Origin of the sequence: Pseudomonas sp. B8(2017) (genome assembly GCF_002113575.1) — a bacterium.
Classification (GTDB): domain Bacteria; phylum Pseudomonadota; class Gammaproteobacteria; order Pseudomonadales; family Pseudomonadaceae; genus Aquipseudomonas; species Aquipseudomonas putida_Z.
On record NZ_NEIO01000001.1, the window covers coordinates 204,957 to 220,712 of the forward strand.

At 65.9% G+C, this 15,756-nt stretch carries 16 protein-coding genes and 1 other RNA gene; 10 read left to right on the forward strand and 7 right to left on the reverse strand.

The annotated features are described in order from the left end of the window. Position 1: 1 nt before the first annotated feature. The 3 genes from rbbA to CAG22_RS00990 form a co-directional block, all read right to left on the reverse strand. Positions 2 to 2,722: a ribosome-associated ATPase/putative transporter RbbA gene (gene rbbA, locus CAG22_RS00980; RefSeq protein WP_085704038.1), complete on the reverse strand. Its 2,721-nt coding sequence runs from the start codon at positions 2,720 to 2,722 to the stop codon at positions 2 to 4. Further along, positions 2,719 to 3,678 (reverse strand): HlyD family secretion protein, encoded by a 960-nt coding sequence (locus tag CAG22_RS00985; protein WP_085704041.1) that lies wholly within the window; start codon positions 3,676 to 3,678, stop codon positions 2,719 to 2,721. Before CAG22_RS00985 ends, rbbA begins: the two co-directional genes overlap by 4 nt. Positions 3,679 to 3,925: 247 nt before the next feature. Next, a complete protein-coding gene (locus CAG22_RS00990) occupies positions 3,926 to 4,375 on the reverse strand; it encodes an EVE domain-containing protein (protein ID WP_025341054.1) in 450 nt (149 codons plus the stop codon). 178 nt (positions 4,376 to 4,553) lie between these two features. On the opposite strand from CAG22_RS00990, the gene CAG22_RS28435 reads away from it, so the two are divergent. Then, the gene (locus tag CAG22_RS28435; RefSeq protein WP_013974724.1) at positions 4,554 to 4,706 is read left to right on the forward strand and encodes a hypothetical protein; all 153 of its coding nucleotides are present in this window, start codon (positions 4,554 to 4,556) and stop codon (positions 4,704 to 4,706) included. Between the two features lie 18 nt (positions 4,707 to 4,724). Here CAG22_RS28435 and CAG22_RS00995 read toward each other — a convergent pair whose 3' ends face one another. The 4 genes from CAG22_RS00995 to CAG22_RS01010 form a co-directional block, all read right to left on the reverse strand. Further along, positions 4,725 to 5,333: a 5-formyltetrahydrofolate cyclo-ligase gene (locus CAG22_RS00995; RefSeq protein WP_003259369.1), complete on the reverse strand. Its 609-nt coding sequence runs from the start codon at positions 5,331 to 5,333 to the stop codon at positions 4,725 to 4,727. 79 nt (positions 5,334 to 5,412) lie between these two features. After that, positions 5,413 to 5,592, reverse strand: a non-coding RNA gene (gene ssrS / locus CAG22_RS01000) — 6S RNA. Between the two features lie 17 nt (positions 5,593 to 5,609). Further along, positions 5,610 to 5,930 carry a cell division protein ZapA gene (locus CAG22_RS01005; RefSeq protein ID WP_003259368.1) on the reverse strand — a complete coding sequence of 107 codons (321 nt, stop codon included), beginning with the start codon at positions 5,928 to 5,930 and terminating at the stop codon, positions 5,610 to 5,612. Next, positions 5,927 to 6,109 (reverse strand): TIGR02449 family protein, encoded by a 183-nt coding sequence (locus tag CAG22_RS01010; RefSeq protein WP_029886233.1) that lies wholly within the window; start codon positions 6,107 to 6,109, stop codon positions 5,927 to 5,929. Before CAG22_RS01010 ends, CAG22_RS01005 begins: the two co-directional genes overlap by 4 nt. Before the next feature lie 181 nt (positions 6,110 to 6,290). On the opposite strand from CAG22_RS01010, the gene CAG22_RS01015 reads away from it, so the two are divergent. From CAG22_RS01015 to gcvH, 9 genes are all read left to right on the forward strand, one after another. Further along, the gene (locus CAG22_RS01015) at positions 6,291 to 6,845 is read left to right on the forward strand and encodes a YecA family protein (protein ID WP_003259367.1); all 555 of its coding nucleotides are present in this window, start codon (positions 6,291 to 6,293) and stop codon (positions 6,843 to 6,845) included. Between the two features lie 21 nt (positions 6,846 to 6,866). Further along, positions 6,867 to 8,201, forward strand: a complete 1,335-nt coding sequence (gene pepP, locus CAG22_RS01020) for a Xaa-Pro aminopeptidase (RefSeq protein ID WP_085704043.1) — start codon at positions 6,867 to 6,869, stop codon at positions 8,199 to 8,201. Further along, positions 8,198 to 9,397 carry a 2-octaprenyl-6-methoxyphenyl hydroxylase gene (gene ubiH / locus CAG22_RS01025; RefSeq protein ID WP_085704047.1) on the forward strand — a complete coding sequence of 400 codons (1,200 nt, stop codon included), beginning with the start codon at positions 8,198 to 8,200 and terminating at the stop codon, positions 9,395 to 9,397. The genes pepP and ubiH overlap by 4 nt, the downstream gene beginning before the upstream one ends. Next, positions 9,394 to 9,879, forward strand: a complete 486-nt coding sequence (locus CAG22_RS01030; RefSeq protein ID WP_085615886.1) for a DUF4442 domain-containing protein — start codon at positions 9,394 to 9,396, stop codon at positions 9,877 to 9,879. The genes ubiH and CAG22_RS01030 overlap by 4 nt, the downstream gene beginning before the upstream one ends. Positions 9,880 to 9,888: 9 nt before the next feature. After that, positions 9,889 to 11,106 carry a 2-octaprenyl-3-methyl-6-methoxy-1,4-benzoquinol hydroxylase gene (locus tag CAG22_RS01035; RefSeq protein WP_170929252.1) on the forward strand — a complete coding sequence of 406 codons (1,218 nt, stop codon included), beginning with the start codon at positions 9,889 to 9,891 and terminating at the stop codon, positions 11,104 to 11,106. 212 nt (positions 11,107 to 11,318) lie between these two features. Then, positions 11,319 to 12,320: an extracellular solute-binding protein gene (locus CAG22_RS01040; RefSeq protein WP_085615884.1), complete on the forward strand. Its 1,002-nt coding sequence runs from the start codon at positions 11,319 to 11,321 to the stop codon at positions 12,318 to 12,320. A 143-nt stretch (positions 12,321 to 12,463) separates the two neighbouring features. Beyond that, positions 12,464 to 14,086 carry an iron ABC transporter permease gene (locus tag CAG22_RS01045; protein ID WP_085704052.1) on the forward strand — a complete coding sequence of 541 codons (1,623 nt, stop codon included), beginning with the start codon at positions 12,464 to 12,466 and terminating at the stop codon, positions 14,084 to 14,086. A 125-nt stretch (positions 14,087 to 14,211) separates the two neighbouring features. Then, positions 14,212 to 15,294 (forward strand): glycine cleavage system aminomethyltransferase GcvT, encoded by a 1,083-nt coding sequence (gene gcvT, locus CAG22_RS01050; protein WP_085592394.1) that lies wholly within the window; start codon positions 14,212 to 14,214, stop codon positions 15,292 to 15,294. A gap of 51 nt (positions 15,295 to 15,345) precedes the next feature. Further along, positions 15,346 to 15,729 carry a glycine cleavage system protein GcvH gene (gene gcvH, locus CAG22_RS01055; RefSeq protein WP_046613622.1) on the forward strand — a complete coding sequence of 128 codons (384 nt, stop codon included), beginning with the start codon at positions 15,346 to 15,348 and terminating at the stop codon, positions 15,727 to 15,729. The last annotated feature ends 27 nt before the right edge of the window (positions 15,730 to 15,756 follow it).

Below are 15,756 nucleotides of genomic sequence, written 5' to 3' on the forward strand. Positions count from 1 at the left end.
CTCAGGCCTCCTGCTTCTTCAGCATGGCCAGGCTCAGGCCAGTGAACACGACAAAGAAACTGAGCAGGATCAGGCACTGCGGCCACAGTTCGCGCAGGCCCAGCGCCTTGGTGAAGGTGCCGACCGCGATGTCGAGGAAGTAGCCCGCCGGGAACAGCTGGCCCATTACCGCCGCCGCGCCGTCCAGCGACGAGCGTGGCACGATCAGCCCGGAGAACTGGATGGTCGGCAGGCTGGTGATGATCATGGTGCCCAGGATGGCGGCGATCTGGGTGCGGGTGAAGGCCGAGATCAGCAGGCCCAGGCTGGTGGTCGCCAGCAGGTAGGCGACGCCGCCACAGGCCAGGGCCAGCACGCTGCCCTTGAGCGGCACGGCGAACAGCCAGCGGTTCATCGCCACCAGCAACGCCAGGTTGACCAGGCTCACGGCAAGATAGGGCATCTGCTTGCCGAGCAGAAACTCCAGGCGGGTGAGGGGTGTGGCGTAGAAGTTGGTGATGGAGCCGAGCTCTTTCTCGCGGACGATACCCAGCGCGGTGAGCATGGCCGGGATGAAGGCCAGGATCAGCGCCATTACCCCCGGGCCGATGGCGTTCACGCTGACCACATCCTGGTTGTACCGAAAACGGGTTTCCAGGCGCACCAGGTCCTGGCGTGGCTGCGGCTGTGGGCTGGCCTTGGCCAGTTGCTCGAGGTTGGCCTGATGCACGGCTTCCACGTAGTTGCGGCTGGTTTCCGCGCGGAACGGCATGCCGCCATCGAGCCAGGCAGCCACCACCGGTTGACGCCCGGCGTACAGGTCGCGGCCAAAGCCGGGGGGGATTTCCAGCGCCAGTTTGATTTCCGAGCGCTGCAGGCGCTGGTGCATTTCGCGGGTATCGCGGATGGGCGCTTGTTCGGCGAAATAGCGTGAACCACGGAAGGCTTCGAGGTAGGCCCGGCTTTGCGGGCTCTGGTCCTGGTCGTGTACGGCGAAGGCGAGGTTTTCCACATCCAGCGAAATGCCATAGCCGAAGATCACCATCATGAACACCGCCCCCAGCAGGGCGAAGGCCAGGCGTACCTTGTCGCGCAGCAGCTCCTTGCCCTCACGGCTGGCCACCGCCAGCAGGCGACGCAGGCTGAAACCCTGGCGCAGCGCCGGCGCAGGCGTGGCGGCCTGTTCCAGCACGGCGTTGTCGGTGGCTTGCGGCGCCAGTTCCTGGGCCTGTTCCAGGCAGCGTACGAACGCGTCTTCCAGGGTGTTGCCCTGGTACTGGCGTTGCAGGGCACCCGGCGTGTCGCAGGCCAGTACCCGGCCTGCATGCATCAGCGAGATGCGGTCGCAGCGTTGGGCTTCGTTCATGAAGTGGGTGGAAAGGAAAATGGTCACGCCCTGCTCGCGTGACAGCTCCACCAGCAGGCGCCAGAAGTCGTCACGGGCAGCCGGGTCGACGCCGGAGGTGGGTTCGTCGAGGATCAGCACTTCCGGGCGGTGCAGCACCGCCACCGCCAGCGACAGGCGCTGGCGCAGGCCGAGGGGCAGGGCGCCGGATGGCTGGTCGGCGATGGCACCCAGGTCGAAGCGCTCGATCAGTTCGTCGATACGCTGGGCGCTCTCGGCCTTGGGCAGGTCGAACAGGCGGGCATGCAGGGTCAGGTTCTGCCGGGTGCTGAGCTCGCCATACAGCGAAAAACTCTGCGACATGAAACCGACTCGCTTGCGCGTGGCCAGGTCGCTGGCATCCACCGGGCGGCCGAGCAGGCTGGCGCTGCCTTCGCTGGCCGGCATCAGGCCGGTGAGCACTTTCATGGTGGTGGTCTTGCCGCAGCCGTTGGAGCCCAGGAAGCCGAAGATCTCCCCGCGGCCAATGGCGAAGCTGACCTTGTTCACTGCCGTGAAATCGCCAAAGCGCAGGGTCAGGTCGTGGGCCTCGATGGCGACCGAGGTGTCAGTGGCTGGGCGCGGTGGAATGATGAGCGGAGGGTGTTGTGCCTTGCCCGCGCCTTGGTAATGGGTGAAGGCGTCGTCCAGCTTGCCGCTGGGGGTGACTGCGGCAAGCTCATGGCTGGGGCCGGCGGCCAGCAGGCGGCCGCCATCGAGCATCAGGCAATGCTCGAACTGTTCGGCCTCCTCCATGTAGGCGGTGGCCACCAGCAGGGTCAGTTGCGGGCGTTGCGCGCGCACCTGTTCGACCAGCTCCCAGAAACGCCGCCGTGACAGTGGGTCGACGCCGGTGGTCGGTTCGTCGAGGATCAGCAGGTCCGGCTCGTGGATCAGCGCGCAGCACAGGCCCAACTTCTGTTTCATGCCGCCCGACAGCTTGCCCGCCGGGCGCTCGGCAAAGCGCTGCAGGTCGGTGGCCTGCAGCAGGTTGGCCATGCGCTGTTCGCATTCGCGGCGGCCGAGGCCGAACAGGGTGGCGAAAAAACGGATGTTCTCGCTGATCGACAGCTCCGGATACAGGTTGTTGCCCAGCCCCTGCGGCATGAACGCCACTTTCGGGTACAGCGCCGCGCGATGGCGCCGCTGGCGGATCGAGCCACCCAGCACCTGCAGTTCGCCCTGTTGCAGGCGCTTGACGCCGGCGATCAGCCCCAGCAGGGTCGATTTGCCAGCCCCGTCAGGGCCGATCAGCGCGCAGCGGGTGCCCGCCGGCAGGCTGAACCCGAGGGGGTGCAGGGCCACCAGGTCGCCGTAGCGATGGCTGATACCCTCGGCCAGCAGTGCCGGGGCGTTCATTGCAGGTTGGCCGGCCAGTCCACCTCAGCCGTGCGTACATAGCCGGCGCCTGGCATGCCCGGCTTGGCCTGCGGTACGGCGCCCGGGTCGGTCAGGCGCAACTTGACCCGGAACACCAGCTTCTGCCGCTCGTCGCGGGTTTCCACCTGCTTGGGGGTGAACTGGGCCTTGGCCGCGACAAAGGCCACCTTCGCTGGCAGCGCCCGCTCGGGCAGGGCGTCGAGCACGATCCGCGCCTGGTCGCCGACGGTCAGCCGGCCGCTGGTGGAGGCGGGCAGGTAGAGGTTCATGTACTGGTCGCTGGGGTCGATCAGCATCAGTACGCGGCCGCCGGCACCCAGCACTTCACCGGGCTCGGCCAGGCGCAGCTGGATGATGCCGTCGATCGGTGCGCGCAGGCTGCTGTCGTCGATCTCGCTGGTGAGCTGCGCCACCTGGGCCTCGGCGGCGCCGATGGCGGCCTTGATCGCCGCCAGTTGGGCGCGGGCGGCGACCACGGCGGCGTTGGCCGTGTCGAAGCGCGCCTGCTGTTGGTCGAGCAACTGCTGGCTGGCGTATTTGCGCTGGAAGATCTCGCGCACGCGCTTGAGCTCCTGGCTGGCCAGCAGCAGTTCGCTTTGGCGCAGCTGCACGCTGGCCTGGGCGGCGGCGTAGTTTTCCCGAGCGCGCAGCACTTCGGCTTCGGCCTGGCTGCGCTGGGCTTCCATGGTACGGGTGTCGATGCGCGCCAGCAGCTGGCCGCGAGTTACCTTGTCACCTTCGTCGACCAGCACTTCGGCCAGGCGGCCGGGGATTTTGCTGGCGATCTGCACTTCGGTGGCTTCCAGGCGGCCGTTGCCCATGCTCAGGCCTTCGGGCAACTGGTCGTGGAGCGACTTCCAGTACCCCAGCCCACCGGCTGTTGCGAGTAGGGCGATCAGCGCGGTGGCGAAGATCCTTGGGGCGTATCGGTTCATCGGTCTGCATCCTTGCGGTCATGCACACTGCATCATGGCCTGCGGCCATTGGCGATGTGTTGATATCAATCAAAGGCCCCCACAGTCCCTGTAGGAGCGGCCTTGTGTCGCGAAAGGGCTGCAAAGCAGCCCCGGCAATTCATGGGGTGACGCTGATATCCCGGGGCCGCTGTGCGCCCCATCGCGACACAAGGCCGCTCCTACAGGGGACCGCGCCGGTCAGCAAGATCTGACCTTAGCCGCAGTTTCAACGCAAAGCGACAATCACCGCCCATTGCTCTGGCGTCACCGGCATCACCGACAGGCGGCTGCCCTTCTGAACCAGCGGCAGTTCGGCCAGGCCTGCCTGCTGTTTCAGCCAGCCCAGCTCCAGCACCCGTGGCAGGGTTTGCACATGGGCCACATCCACCGCGCTCCACGGGTTCTTGTCGGCCGTGGCCTTGGCATCGTAGTAATGGCTTTGCGGGTCCAGCGCGGTCGGGTCGGGGTAGGCAGCGCGGGTGATCCTGGCAATGCCGGCGATGCCCGGCTGCGGGCAGCTGGAGTGATAGAAGAAGAACTCGTCGCCAACGCTCATGGCCCGCAGGAAATTGCGCGCCTGGTAGTTGCGCACGCCGTCCCAGCGCGCTTCGCCGAGGCGGCCGAGGGCTTCGATGGAGAGCTCGTCGGGCTCGGATTTCATCAGCCAGTAGGCCATGGGTGCTGCTCCTGAAAAGGTTTGAAATAACCTGTTGCATGAAACCGACAGTCGGTTGGCGTCAAGGTTTGCGTGCAGACGCAGGTTGTCGGAAAATGCGCCCCGTTTAAAGCGCGATGCTCCGGCGATACCCAGAAAATTGCCGAGCCTGAACAGTTTGCCTGGGGGGCAATCTTCGATGAATCAACGTAACAAGCCGGATCTGCTGTGGATCCTGGTGTTCATTTTCGGCCTGGGTGTGGTCACGACCGGTTATGCGCAAGGGATCTGGGAGCGCAAGCTGGACAACGCCTATCAGATGCCGGTCGACGCCAGCCAGCCGCAACGTTGATGCCCCCGCCGGCGCCGCTCAACGCGGCGCCAGGTACCAGCCACGGTCCGAGACCGTCCCCTGCAGCGGTACATCCCAACTGGCCTGAGCCAGCCGCTCGACCTTCTGGCATTCATGTGCCAGCCCCAACAGCAACGGCTTTTTCCAGGTCTGGCGACGCGCCTGGTAGGCCAGGCTGCGATCATAGAAACCACCGCCCATTCCCAGGCGACCGCCCACTTCGTCGAAACCGACCAACGGTAGCAGGATCAGGTCCAGCGACCAGATCGGGCGCTGGCGCTTGCGCTCGGTGACCGGCTCGGGAATGCGAAAGCGGTTGGGCTTGAGCTTCTCGCCCTGCTCGAAGCGCTGGAACACCATGCGCGTACGCGGCCAGGCGTGCAGCACCGGCAGGTAGGTGCGCTTGCCGCGGCGCTGGGCTTCGCGCAGCAGCAGGTAAGGGTCGATTTCGCCGTCGTTGGGCAGGTACAGGGCAATGTGCCGGGCGCGTCGGAACAGCGGGTGCTGCGCCAGCTGGCGGTACAGGCCAAGGGCGGCCTGGCGTTGCTGCGCAGGGGTAAGGGCGCGGCGGGCATTGCGGAGCAGGCGACGGAGCTGGGGGCGGGTGAGCTGCGCGGTGTCGGTCATGGCACGGGCGATCCCAGGTGCTGGCCGACATGGTCGGCCAAAACGAATTGCCCGCCGGAAGGGGCGGGCAAGAGAATTCAGGCTCCCCGATAAGACCGCTATCGGTGTAGCCCTTGAACCCGAAAGTTCAAGGTGGAGATTGCAGGGGGCGTTAAGGCTTTCCGTCGGGCGGACATGCACACCGGCCCCAGCGTGCAACCCCCGTGGTTGTGCGTATCGGCTCAGGGACATAACCGACTGGCGCATCCCCCAGGGAGTGGCGCCAGTATACCAATCTCAGCCGATTTTGGTATCCGCGTCGTCGGACAGTGCCTGGTCGACCCGTTCCAGCAGGTCGCGCACCTGTTCGCGGGTGGTGCCGCCTGCCGGGGCATCGTTGCGGTCCTCTTGGCGGTGCAGCATTTCGTGGGTGATGTTCAACGCTGCCATGACCGCGATGCGGTCGGCGCCGATCACCTTGCCGCTGCTGCGGATCTCGCGCATCTTGCCGTCCAGGTAGCGCGCGGCGCTGACCAGGTTGTTGCGCTCTTCCGGCGGGCAGATGATCGAATATTCCTTGTCGAGGATCTGCACGGTGACGCTATTGCTTGAACTCATGAGTCTTGCTCCAGAGCCTTGAGGCGTAAAATCATCGACTCGACCTTGCGCTTGGCGATCTCGTTCTTTTCGATGAGGTGGGCGCGCTCTTCGCGCCAGGATTTTTCCTGAGCTACTAGGAGTGCATTTTGCCGTTTTAGTTGCTCGACACGTTCGATCAGCAACTCGAATCGGCTCATCAGTGCCTGCAGGTCGTTCTCTTGCGTGGGTTGCACTCGATTCGCTCCGTCGTTGAGTCACCTGGCGATGATGCCTCTCCCTGGGCGGCGACGGCCAGTGCCGATGGTCTTGGCGCGCCTGCCGGTGCTAGGATACAAGGTCTCCATTCTAGTCATTGCGCCGTCTGGCGCCTAGCTGCCCATGCCCAATACCCAATCGCCCTACATCGCCTTCGCCATGCTGCTGTCCAGCAATGGTCATCCTGTCACCCCGGCCGAACTGCACGGCCTGCTGATCGGCCGCAGCTGCGCCGGTGCCGGCTTCGACGCCGACGGCTGGCTGGCCGATGCCGCCCAGCTGCTGGAAACCGAGCCCGGTGACACCGTGCGCAACGCCCTGGTCGGCCTGCAGGAAATGGTCAAGGGCGAGCTGACCAGCGACGACATGGCCATCGTCCTGCTGCTGCCTTCCGACGACGCCGCCCTGAGCGACCGCGCCACCGCGCTGGGCCAGTGGTGCCAAGGCTTCATCACCGGTTTCGGCCTGAATGCCGGTGGCAAGGACCTGTCCGACGAGGCCAAGGAAGTGCTGCAGGACCTGGTGGCCATTTCCCAGGTCCAGGAAGCCCTCGAGGAGTCCGAGGACGGCGAGAGCGACTACATGGAAGTCATGGAATACCTGCGCGTGGCACCGTTGCTGCTGTTCTCCGAGCTGGCCAAGCCGGCCGCCCCCGCACCCAAGCCATCGCTGCACTGATCAACCGGGGGTAGTCTGCCCATGAGCCACATTCCCAAGGCCGAGTATGCCCGTCGGCGCAAGGCGCTGATGGCGCAGATGGTCCCCAACAGCATCGCCATCCTGCCCGCCGCCGCGGTTGCCATCCGAAACCGCGACGTCGAGCACGTTTACCGCCAGGACAGCGACTTCCAGTACCTCAGCGGTTTCCCCGAGCCGGAAGCGGTGATTGCGCTGATCCCGGGGCGCGAGCATGGCGAATACGTGCTGTTCTGCCGTGAACGCAACCCCGAGCGCGAGCTGTGGGATGGTCTGCGGGCCGGTCAGGAAGGTGCGGTGCACGATTTTGGCGCAGACGATGCCTTCCCCATCACCGACATCGACGAGATCCTGCCGGGCCTGATCGAAGGCCGTGAGCGGGTGTACAGCGCCATGGGCAGCAACCCCGAGTTCGACCGCCGGCTGATGGACTGGATCAACGTGATCCGCTCCAAGGCCCGCCTGGGCGCCCAGCCGCCGAACGAGTTCGTTGCGCTGGATCATCTGCTGCACGACATGCGCCTGTATAAATCGGCAGCGGAAGTGAAGGTGATGCGCGCTGCCGCAGACATCTCGGCGCGGGCCCACGTGCGGGCCATGCAGGCCTGCCGGGCCGGGTTGCACGAATACAGCCTGGAAGCCGAGCTGGACTACGAGTTCCGCAAGGGCGGGGCGAAGATGCCGGCTTACGGCTCGATCGTCGCGGCCGGGCGCAATGGCTGCATCCTGCACTATCAGCAGAACGACGCCCCGCTCAAGGATGGCGACCTGGTGCTGATCGACGCCGGCTGCGAGATCGACTGCTACGCCAGCGACATCACCCGTACCTTCCCGGTCAGCGGGCGCTTTTCGCCCGAGCAGAAGGCCATCTACGAGCTGGTGCTCAAGGCCCAGGCAGCGGCGTTTGCCGAAATCGCTCCCGGCAAGCACTGGAACCACGCCCATGAGGCGACCGTGCGGGTCATCACCGAGGGCCTGGTGGAACTGGGCCTGCTGACGGGCGAGGTGCAGGCGCTGATCGACAGCGAGGCCTATCGTGCCTTCTACATGCACCGCGCCGGGCATTGGCTGGGCATGGATGTGCACGATGTGGGCGAGTACAAGGTGGGCGGCGAGTGGCGGGTGCTTGAACCCGGCATGGCGCTGACCGTCGAGCCGGGCATCTACATAGGCGCCGACAATCAGGCCGTGGCCAAGAAATGGCGCGGCATTGGTGTAAGGATCGAGGACGACGTGGTAGTGACCAGGCAAGGCTGTGAAATCCTGACTTCGGGCGTGCCGCGCACGGTCGCCGAGATCGAGGCGCTGATGCAGGCCGCCCGCAAGGACGCGGCATGAATCGGGTAAACCTGGCGATCATCGGTGGCGGCCTGGTGGGCGCGAGCCTGGCCCTGGCCCTGCAGGCGGGGGCCAAGGTGCGAGGCTGGAAGATCCTGCTGATCGAACCGTTCGCCCCCGGTGACAGCTTCCAGCCCAGCTACGACGCGCGTTCGTCAGCACTTTCGTTCGGTACCCAGCAGATCTACCAGCAGCTGGGCCTGTGGCAGGCCATCGGCCATCGCGCCGAGCCGATCCGGCAGATTCACGTATCTGACCGCGGCCGCTTCGGCGCCACTCGCCTGGATGCCCTGGAAGAGGGCGTGCCGGCGCTTGGCTACGTGGTGGAAAACGCCTGGCTGGGCCAGTGCCTGTGGCAAGGGCTGGACAGCGAGGTGGTGAGCTGGCGCTGCCCGGCGGAGGTGACCGCGATGCAGGCCATCGAAGGTGGCTACCGCCTGCTGCTGAACGACGACACCCAGCTGGAGTGCGACCTGGCGGTACTGGCCGACGGTGGCCGCTCCGGCCTGCGCGAACAGCTGGGCATCCATGTGCGCCACACGCCCTACCAACAGAGCGCGTTGATCGCCAATATCACCCCGGGCGAGGCCCACGGTGGCCAGGCCTTCGAGCGTTTCACCGAAGAAGGCCCCATGGCCCTGCTGCCGTTGCCAGATAACCGCTGCGCGCTGGTCTGGACCCGCCAGGGCATGGACGCGCGACGCCTGGCCGACATCGACGAGCGCAGTTTCCTGCGCGAGCTGCAGGGCGTGTTCGGCTATCGCCTGGGCGCCTTGCGCCAGGTCGGCGCGCGGCACCTCTACCCACTGTCGCTGATCGAGGCCCAGGAGCAGGTGCGGCCGCATCTGGTGGTGCTGGGCAACGCCGCGCACAGCCTGCACCCCATTGCCGGCCAGGGCTTCAACCTGTCGCTGCGTGACGTGCAGGCGCTGGCCGAGGCGCTGCTGGCCGGGCCGCAGCAGCCTGGTGACCTGACCACGTTGCAGGGCTACCACCAGCGCCAGCGCCTGGACCAGGCCATGACCATCGGTTTTTCCGACCAGGTCACCCGCCTGTTCGGCAGCAGCCAGCCATTGCTGGCCGCAGGCCGCAACCTTGGCCTGCTTGGGCTCGACCTGCTGCCACCGGCCAAAAGCTGGTTCGCCCGCCAGGCCATGGGCCTGGGCACCCGCCCCGATCCGCGAGGTCAGGCATGAGTGACGACGCGCGCAGGCTGGCGCGCCGGGCGTGCCTGTTGCGTTGGCGGCTTAACCTGTTCCCGCCGCACCTCGGGGCTGGCATCCGCGTGCAGCACATCAGCCCGGACCTGCGCAGCGTCAAGGTGGCGATGAAGCTGACCCGCTGGAACCGCAACTACGTCGGCACCCAGTGCGGCGGCAGCCTGTACGGGATGGTCGACCCGTTCTACATGCTGCTGTTGATCGAGCAGCTGGGGCGTGACTACATCGTCTGGGACAAGGCTGCCAGCATCGATTTCATTTCGCCGGGCAAAGGCCCGGTGTATGCCGAACTCCACGTCGATGACGCGCTGCTGGACGAAATCCGCCAGCAGACCGCCACCGGCAAGAAATGCCTGCCGCGTTTGCAGGTCGATATCCGCGACGGCGCCGGCGAGCTGGTGGCGCGGGTCGATAAAACCCTATATGTGCGGCTCAAGCCGCAAGCGAGGCTGGCGTAAGGCATGGAAATGCGCGCAGATCTGTTGATTGTCGGTGCCGGTATGGTCGGCAGCGCCCTGGCCCTGGCGTTGCGCCACAGTGGCTTGCAAATCCTCTTGCTCGACGGCGGCCCGCTGACGGTCAAGCCGTTCGATGCCCATGCCCCGTTCGAGCCGCGTGTAAGCGCGCTGTCGGCAGCCAGCCAGCGCATCCTCGAGCGCCTTGGCGCCTGGGATGGCATTGCCAAGCGGCGTGCCACGCCATACTCGGACATGCATGTGTGGGATGGCAGCGGCACCGGGCAGATTCACTTCTCGGCTGCCAGCGTGCATGCCCAGGTGCTCGGCCACATCGTCGAGAACCGGGTGGTGCAGGATGGCCTGCTGGAGCGCCTGCATGACAGCGACATCGGCCTGCTGCCCAATGCGCGGCTCGAACAGCTGCGCCGCTCCGGCGACGAGTGGCTGCTGACCCTCGCCGATGGCCGCCAGCTGCGTGCGCCGCTGGTGATCGCGGCCGACGGTGCCAACTCGGCAGTGCGGCGCCTGGCCGGCTGCGAAACCCGCGAGTGGGATTACCTGCACCACGCCATCGTCACCAGCGTGCGTTGCAGCGCCGGGCACCAGGCCACGGCCTGGCAGCGCTTCACCGATGAAGGGCCACTGGCGTTCCTGCCGCTGACCCGCGATGGCCAACAGGACTGGTGCTCGATCGTGTGGTCGACCACCCCGGAGCATGCCGAGCAATTGATGGCGCTGGATGAAGCGGCCTTCCTGAAAGCCCTTGAGCGGGCTTTCGAGGGGCGCCTGGGTGATGTGCTGCAGGCCGACCCGCGGCTGTGCGTGCCGCTGCGCCAGCGCCACGCCAAGCGCTATGTGGACGAAGGCCTGGCATTGATCGGCGATGCCGCGCACACCATTCACCCGCTGGCCGGGCAGGGCGTCAACCTGGGCTTCCTTGATGCTGCGGTGCTGGCCGAAGTGCTGGTCAACGCCTGCGAGCGTGGCGAGCGGCTGGCGGATGTGAAGGTGCTGAGCCGTTACGAGCGGCGGCGCATGCCGCACAACCTGGCGCTGATGGCGGCGATGGAAGGGTTCGAGCGGTTGTTCCAGGCCAACCCGTTGCCGTTGCGCTGGTTGCGTAACAGCGGGTTGAAGCTGGTGGAGCAGATGCCGGAGGCCAAGGCGATGTTTGTGCGACAGGCGCTGGGTTTGAGCGGTGATCTGCCGGATCTGGCCAAGGCCTGAGCTTGCTGGAGTCCTGTGGGAGCGGGCATGCCCGCGAAACAGGCAACGCGGTGTATGGCACCGGCTTTGCCGGTGTTCGCGGGCATGCCCGCTCCCACAGGAACCTTGCAACTGTTATCCCTCTGCAACATCCGGTAACGCCTATGTAGATGAGTCGGAAAATGGGATTCACTACCATTTGCGCCTCTCATACGATCCGAGGAGTGCTTTCCATGTTGCCACGCAAGCCCCTACTGGCCGCCCTGGCCCTGACCCTGTTTGGCGGCACCGCCCACGCAGCGGACGAAGTGGTGGTGTACTCCTCGCGCATCGACGAGCTGATCAAGCCGGTGTTCGATGCCTATACCGCCAAGACCGGGGTAAAGATCAAGTTCATCACCGACAAGGAAGCCCCGCTGATGCAGCGCATCAAGGCCGAGGGCGAAAACGGCGTGGCCGACCTGCTGCTGACCGTCGATGCCGGCAACCTGTGGCAGGCCGAGCAGATGGGCATCCTGCAGCCGATCAAGTCCGACATCATCGACCAGAACATCCCGTCGCAGTACCGAGCCTCGTCCCACGACTGGACCGGCCTGAGCCTGCGCGCCCGCACCATCATCTACTCCACCGAGCGGGTCAAGCCGCAGGAGCTGAGCACATACGAAGCCCTGGCCGACAAGCAGTGGGAAGGCCGCCTGTGCCTGCGCACGGCGAAGAAGGTGTACAACCAGTCGCTGACCGCCACCTTGATCGAAACCCACGGCGAGGCGAAGACCGAGCAGATCGTCAAAGGCTGGGTCAACAACCTGTCCACCGACGTGTTCTCCGACGACAACGCAGTGATCCAGGCCATCGAGGCCGGCCAGTGCGACGTGGGCGTGGTCAACACCTATTACTACGGCCGCCTGCACAACCAGAACCCGAAACTGCCGGTGAAGATCTTCTGGCCCAACCAGGGTGACCGTGGCGTGCACGTGAACCTGTCGGGCATCGGCCTGACCAAGCATGCGCCACACCCGGAAGCGGCGAAGAAGCTGGTGGAATGGATGACCGGTGAAGAGGCGCAGAAGCTGTTCGCCGACATCAACCAGGAGTTCCCGGCCAACCCGAAGGTCAAGCCATCGGAAGAAGTGGCAGCGTGGGGCAGCTTCAAGGCTGACAGCATTCCGGTGGAAATCGCTGGCAAGCGCCAGGCTGAAGCGATTCGCTTGATGGATCGGGCTGGCTGGAACTAAGCGCCAGGCTTTATCCTTCCGGGGCCTTTCAGGGCCTCTTCGCGGGCATGCCCGCTCCCACAGGACTACTCGATCCCTGTGGGAGCGGGCGTGCCCGCGAACGACCGCATAGCGGTCGCAAACCAGCCACAGAGACATTCAACTTGCCCCACGCCCCCCAACGCCGCTGGTACCTCCCGGTCACCCTGGTCGCCGTCCTGGTGCTCCTGCCCCTGAGCGTCCTGCTGTTGTCCTGGCAGTCGATCGACCTGCAGATCTGGTCGCACCTGCTCGACACCCAGATGACTCGCCTGCTGGGCAATACCCTGACGCTGGTGGTGGGTGTGGGCATCGGCGTCACCGTGCTCGGCGTCAGCCTGGCCTGGCTGACCAGCCTCTGCGAGTTCCCTGGCCGGCGCTGGCTGGACTGGGCGCTGATGCTACCGTTCGCCATCCCGGCCTATGTGCTGGCGTTCGTCTTCGTCGGCCTGCTGGACTTCGCCGGCCCGGTGCAGAGCGCCCTGCGCGAGGTGTTCGGGCCAATGCGCCTCCCGCGGGTACGCTCTACCGGCGGGGTGATCGTCGTCCTGGTGCTGGTGTTCTACCCCTATGTCTACCTGCTGGCGCGCAGCGCATTCCTGGCCCAGGGCAAGGGCCTGATGGAAGCGGCGCGGGTGCTGGGGTTGTCCCCGCTGCAAGCGTTCTGGCGTGTGGCCCTGCCCACGGCACGGCCCGCGATCGGCGCCGGTATTGCCCTGGCCCTGATGGAAACCCTGGCCGACTTCGGCGCGGTGGCGGTGTTCAACTTCGACACCTTCACCACGGCCATCTACAAGACCTGGTACGGCTTCTTCAGCCTGTCCAGCGCGGCCCAGCTGGCCAGCCTGTTGCTGCTGGCGGTGATGCTGGTGCTGTATGGCGAGCGCCGTGCCAGGGGGGCCAGCCGCAGCGGCAACGAGCGGCCGCGCGGGCAGGCGCTGTATCACCTGCGCGGGTTCAAGGCGTTGCTGGCCAGTGGCTGGTGCCTGCTGGTGTTCGCCTGCGCCTTCGTCATCCCGCTGCTGCAACTGCTGGCGTGGTTCTGGCAGCGCGGCCGGCATGACCTGGACGAGCGCTATGTCGGCCTGGTGCTGCACACCCTGTACCTGGGCGGCATGGCGGCGCTGGTCACGGTGTGTGTGGCGTTGCTGCTGGCCTTTGCCCGGCGCCAGGCGCCGACGGGCGGTATCCGCGCCGGGGTAGGCCTGGCCAACCTGGGCTATGCCTTGCCCGGCTCGGTGCTGGCGGTGTCGATCATGCTGGCCTTCAGTTACCTCGACAACCACCTGGTCATCCCGCTGTCCAGCTGGCTGGGCGGTGCCGGCAAGCCGCTGCTGCTGGGCAGCCTGGCCGCATTGCTGCTGGCCTACCTGGTGCGCTTCATCGCGGTGGCCTACGGGCCGCTGGAGAGCAGCCTGGAGCGGATCCGCCCGTCACTGCCCGAGGCATCCCGCAGCCTGGGCGTCGGTGGCGCGGGATTGTTTTTCAAGGTGTATCTGCCGCTGCTGGTGCCTGGCGCGCTCAGCGCCGCCCTGCTGGTGTTCGTCGACGTGCTCAAGGAAATGCCGGCCACCTTGCTGATGCGCCCGTTCGGCTGGGACACCTTGGCGGTAAGGGTGTTCGAGATGACCAGCGAGGGTGAGTGGGCGCGTGCATCGTTGCCGGCACTGACCCTGGTGCTGGTGGGCCTGCTGCCGGTCATCGGCCTGATCCGCCGTTCGGCACGTCGACCCGGTCACAGTCACTGAGGGTGCCAGCCCGCGCCCTTGCGGCTACAATGCGCGGCATTCGCGCGGCGGGTCCTACACAAGAAGAGCTGACGACCCGACGTCATCGACCGCCGCCGCTTCGCCACGCCCGGAAGGAGAAACCCATGGGACAGCGCACGCTTTTGTATGACCTGCACCTGGCGCTTGGCGCCAAGACGGTCGATTTCGGTGGCTGGGACATGCCCCTGCACTATGGCTCGCAGGTCGAGGAGCACCATCAGGTGCGCAGCGATTGCGGGGTGTTCGATGTTTCCCACATGACCGTGATCGATGTCGATGGTAGCGACGCCACTGCCTGGTTGCAGCGTCTGCTGGCCAATGATGTGGCCCGCCTCGACGACACCGGCAAGGCGCTTTACAGCCCGCTGCTGCAGGCACAGGGCGGGGTGATCGATGATCTGATCGTCTACCGCACGGAAGATGGCTATCGCCTGGTCACCAACGCCGCCACCCGCGCCAAGGTGCTCGACTGGCTGCAGCTGCAGCGTGACGGTTTTGCCGTGGACTTCGAGGTCCGCCCAGACCTTGCCATCCTTGCCATCCAGGGCCCGCATGCCCGAGAAAAGGTTGCGGCCCTGCTCAGCTCCGCGCGTGCCGCGCTGATCCGCGAGTTGCGCCCGTTCGAAGGCGTTGCCGAAGGCGACTGGTTCATTGCCCGCACCGGTTATACCGGTGAAGACGGCCTGGAGATCATCCTCCCGGGCGAGCAGGCCGTGGCTTTCTTCAACGACCTGGTCGGTGCCGGTATCGCCCCCAGCGGCCTTGGTGCCCGCGATACCCTGCGCCTGGAAGCCGGCATGAACCTGTACGGCCAGGACATCGACGAAACCCACACCCCGCTTACCTCCAACCTGGGCTGGAGCATCGCCTGGGAGCCGGCCGAGCGCGACTTCATCGGCCGCGCCGGGCTGCTGGCGGAAATCGAGCACGGCGTGCAGGAAAAACTGGTAGGCCTGGTGCTGGAAGAGCGCGGCGTGCTGCGTGCCCACCAGGTGGTGCGTGTAGCCGGGATTGGCGAAGGGGAGATCACCAGTGGTAGTTTCTCGCCTACGCTGAGCAAGTCCATTGCCCTTGCACGCGTGCCCATGGCCACCGGCGACCGGGCCGAGGTGGAAATCCGCGGCAAGTGGTACCCGGTGCGGGTGGTCAAACCGACCTTTGTGCGCCACGGCAAGATCCTGATCTGAACAATTTTTAACCGGCGGGCGTACCGCTGAGCCAATCGAGGAATTCAAGACATGAGCAATATCCCCGCCGACCTGCGTTTTGCCGAAAGCCACGAGTGGGCTCGCCTGGAAGCCGACGGCACCGTGACCGTGGGTATCAGCGACCACGCCCAGCAAGCCCTGGGTGACGTGGTGTTCGTCGAGCTGGCTGAAGTCGGCAAGGTATTCGCCGCTGGCGACGCGGCCGGTGTGGTCGAGTCGGTCAAGGCCGCTTCGGACATCTATGCCCCGGTCGGTGGCGAAGTGATCGCGGTCAACGAAGAGCTGGCTGACAGCCCTGAGCTGCTCAACGAAGAACCTTACGAGTCGTGGATCTTCAAGCTGAAGCCAAGCAACCCGGCCGAGCTGGACAAGCTGCTGGATGCTGCTGGTTACGCAGCCGCTATCGGCGAATAAGGCTTCAGGCCTCATCGCCGGCAAGCC

Excerpts from the sequence above, each read along its gene's own strand:
- pepP (WP_085704043.1), top strand. The coding sequence starts at position 6,867 with ATGAGCCACATTCCCAAGGCCGAGTATGCCCGTCGGCGCAAGGCGCTG.
- gcvT (WP_085592394.1), top strand. The coding sequence starts at position 14,212 with ATGGGACAGCGCACGCTTTTGTATGACCTGCACCTGGCGCTTGGCGCC.
- CAG22_RS00985 (WP_085704041.1), bottom strand. The coding sequence starts at position 3,678 with ATGAACCGATACGCCCCAAGGATCTTCGCCACCGCGCTGATCGCCCTA.
- CAG22_RS01030 (WP_085615886.1), top strand. The coding sequence starts at position 9,394 with ATGAGTGACGACGCGCGCAGGCTGGCGCGCCGGGCGTGCCTGTTGCGT.
- CAG22_RS28435 (WP_013974724.1), top strand. The coding sequence starts at position 4,554 with ATGAATCAACGTAACAAGCCGGATCTGCTGTGGATCCTGGTGTTCATT.
- CAG22_RS00995 (WP_003259369.1), bottom strand. The coding sequence starts at position 5,333 with ATGACCGACACCGCGCAGCTCACCCGCCCCCAGCTCCGTCGCCTGCTC.
- CAG22_RS01005 (WP_003259368.1), bottom strand. The coding sequence starts at position 5,930 with ATGAGTTCAAGCAATAGCGTCACCGTGCAGATCCTCGACAAGGAATAT.
- CAG22_RS00990 (WP_025341054.1), bottom strand. The coding sequence starts at position 4,375 with ATGGCCTACTGGCTGATGAAATCCGAGCCCGACGAGCTCTCCATCGAA.
- CAG22_RS01010 (WP_029886233.1), bottom strand. The coding sequence starts at position 6,109 with ATGAGCCGATTCGAGTTGCTGATCGAACGTGTCGAGCAACTAAAACGG.
- CAG22_RS01040 (WP_085615884.1), top strand. The coding sequence starts at position 11,319 with ATGTTGCCACGCAAGCCCCTACTGGCCGCCCTGGCCCTGACCCTGTTT.
- rbbA (WP_085704038.1), bottom strand. The coding sequence starts at position 2,722 with ATGAACGCCCCGGCACTGCTGGCCGAGGGTATCAGCCATCGCTACGGC.
- gcvH (WP_046613622.1), top strand. The coding sequence starts at position 15,346 with ATGAGCAATATCCCCGCCGACCTGCGTTTTGCCGAAAGCCACGAGTGG.
- CAG22_RS01015 (WP_003259367.1), top strand. The coding sequence starts at position 6,291 with ATGCCCAATACCCAATCGCCCTACATCGCCTTCGCCATGCTGCTGTCC.
- ubiH (WP_085704047.1), top strand. The coding sequence starts at position 8,198 with ATGAATCGGGTAAACCTGGCGATCATCGGTGGCGGCCTGGTGGGCGCG.
- CAG22_RS01035 (WP_170929252.1), top strand. The coding sequence starts at position 9,889 with ATGCGCGCAGATCTGTTGATTGTCGGTGCCGGTATGGTCGGCAGCGCC.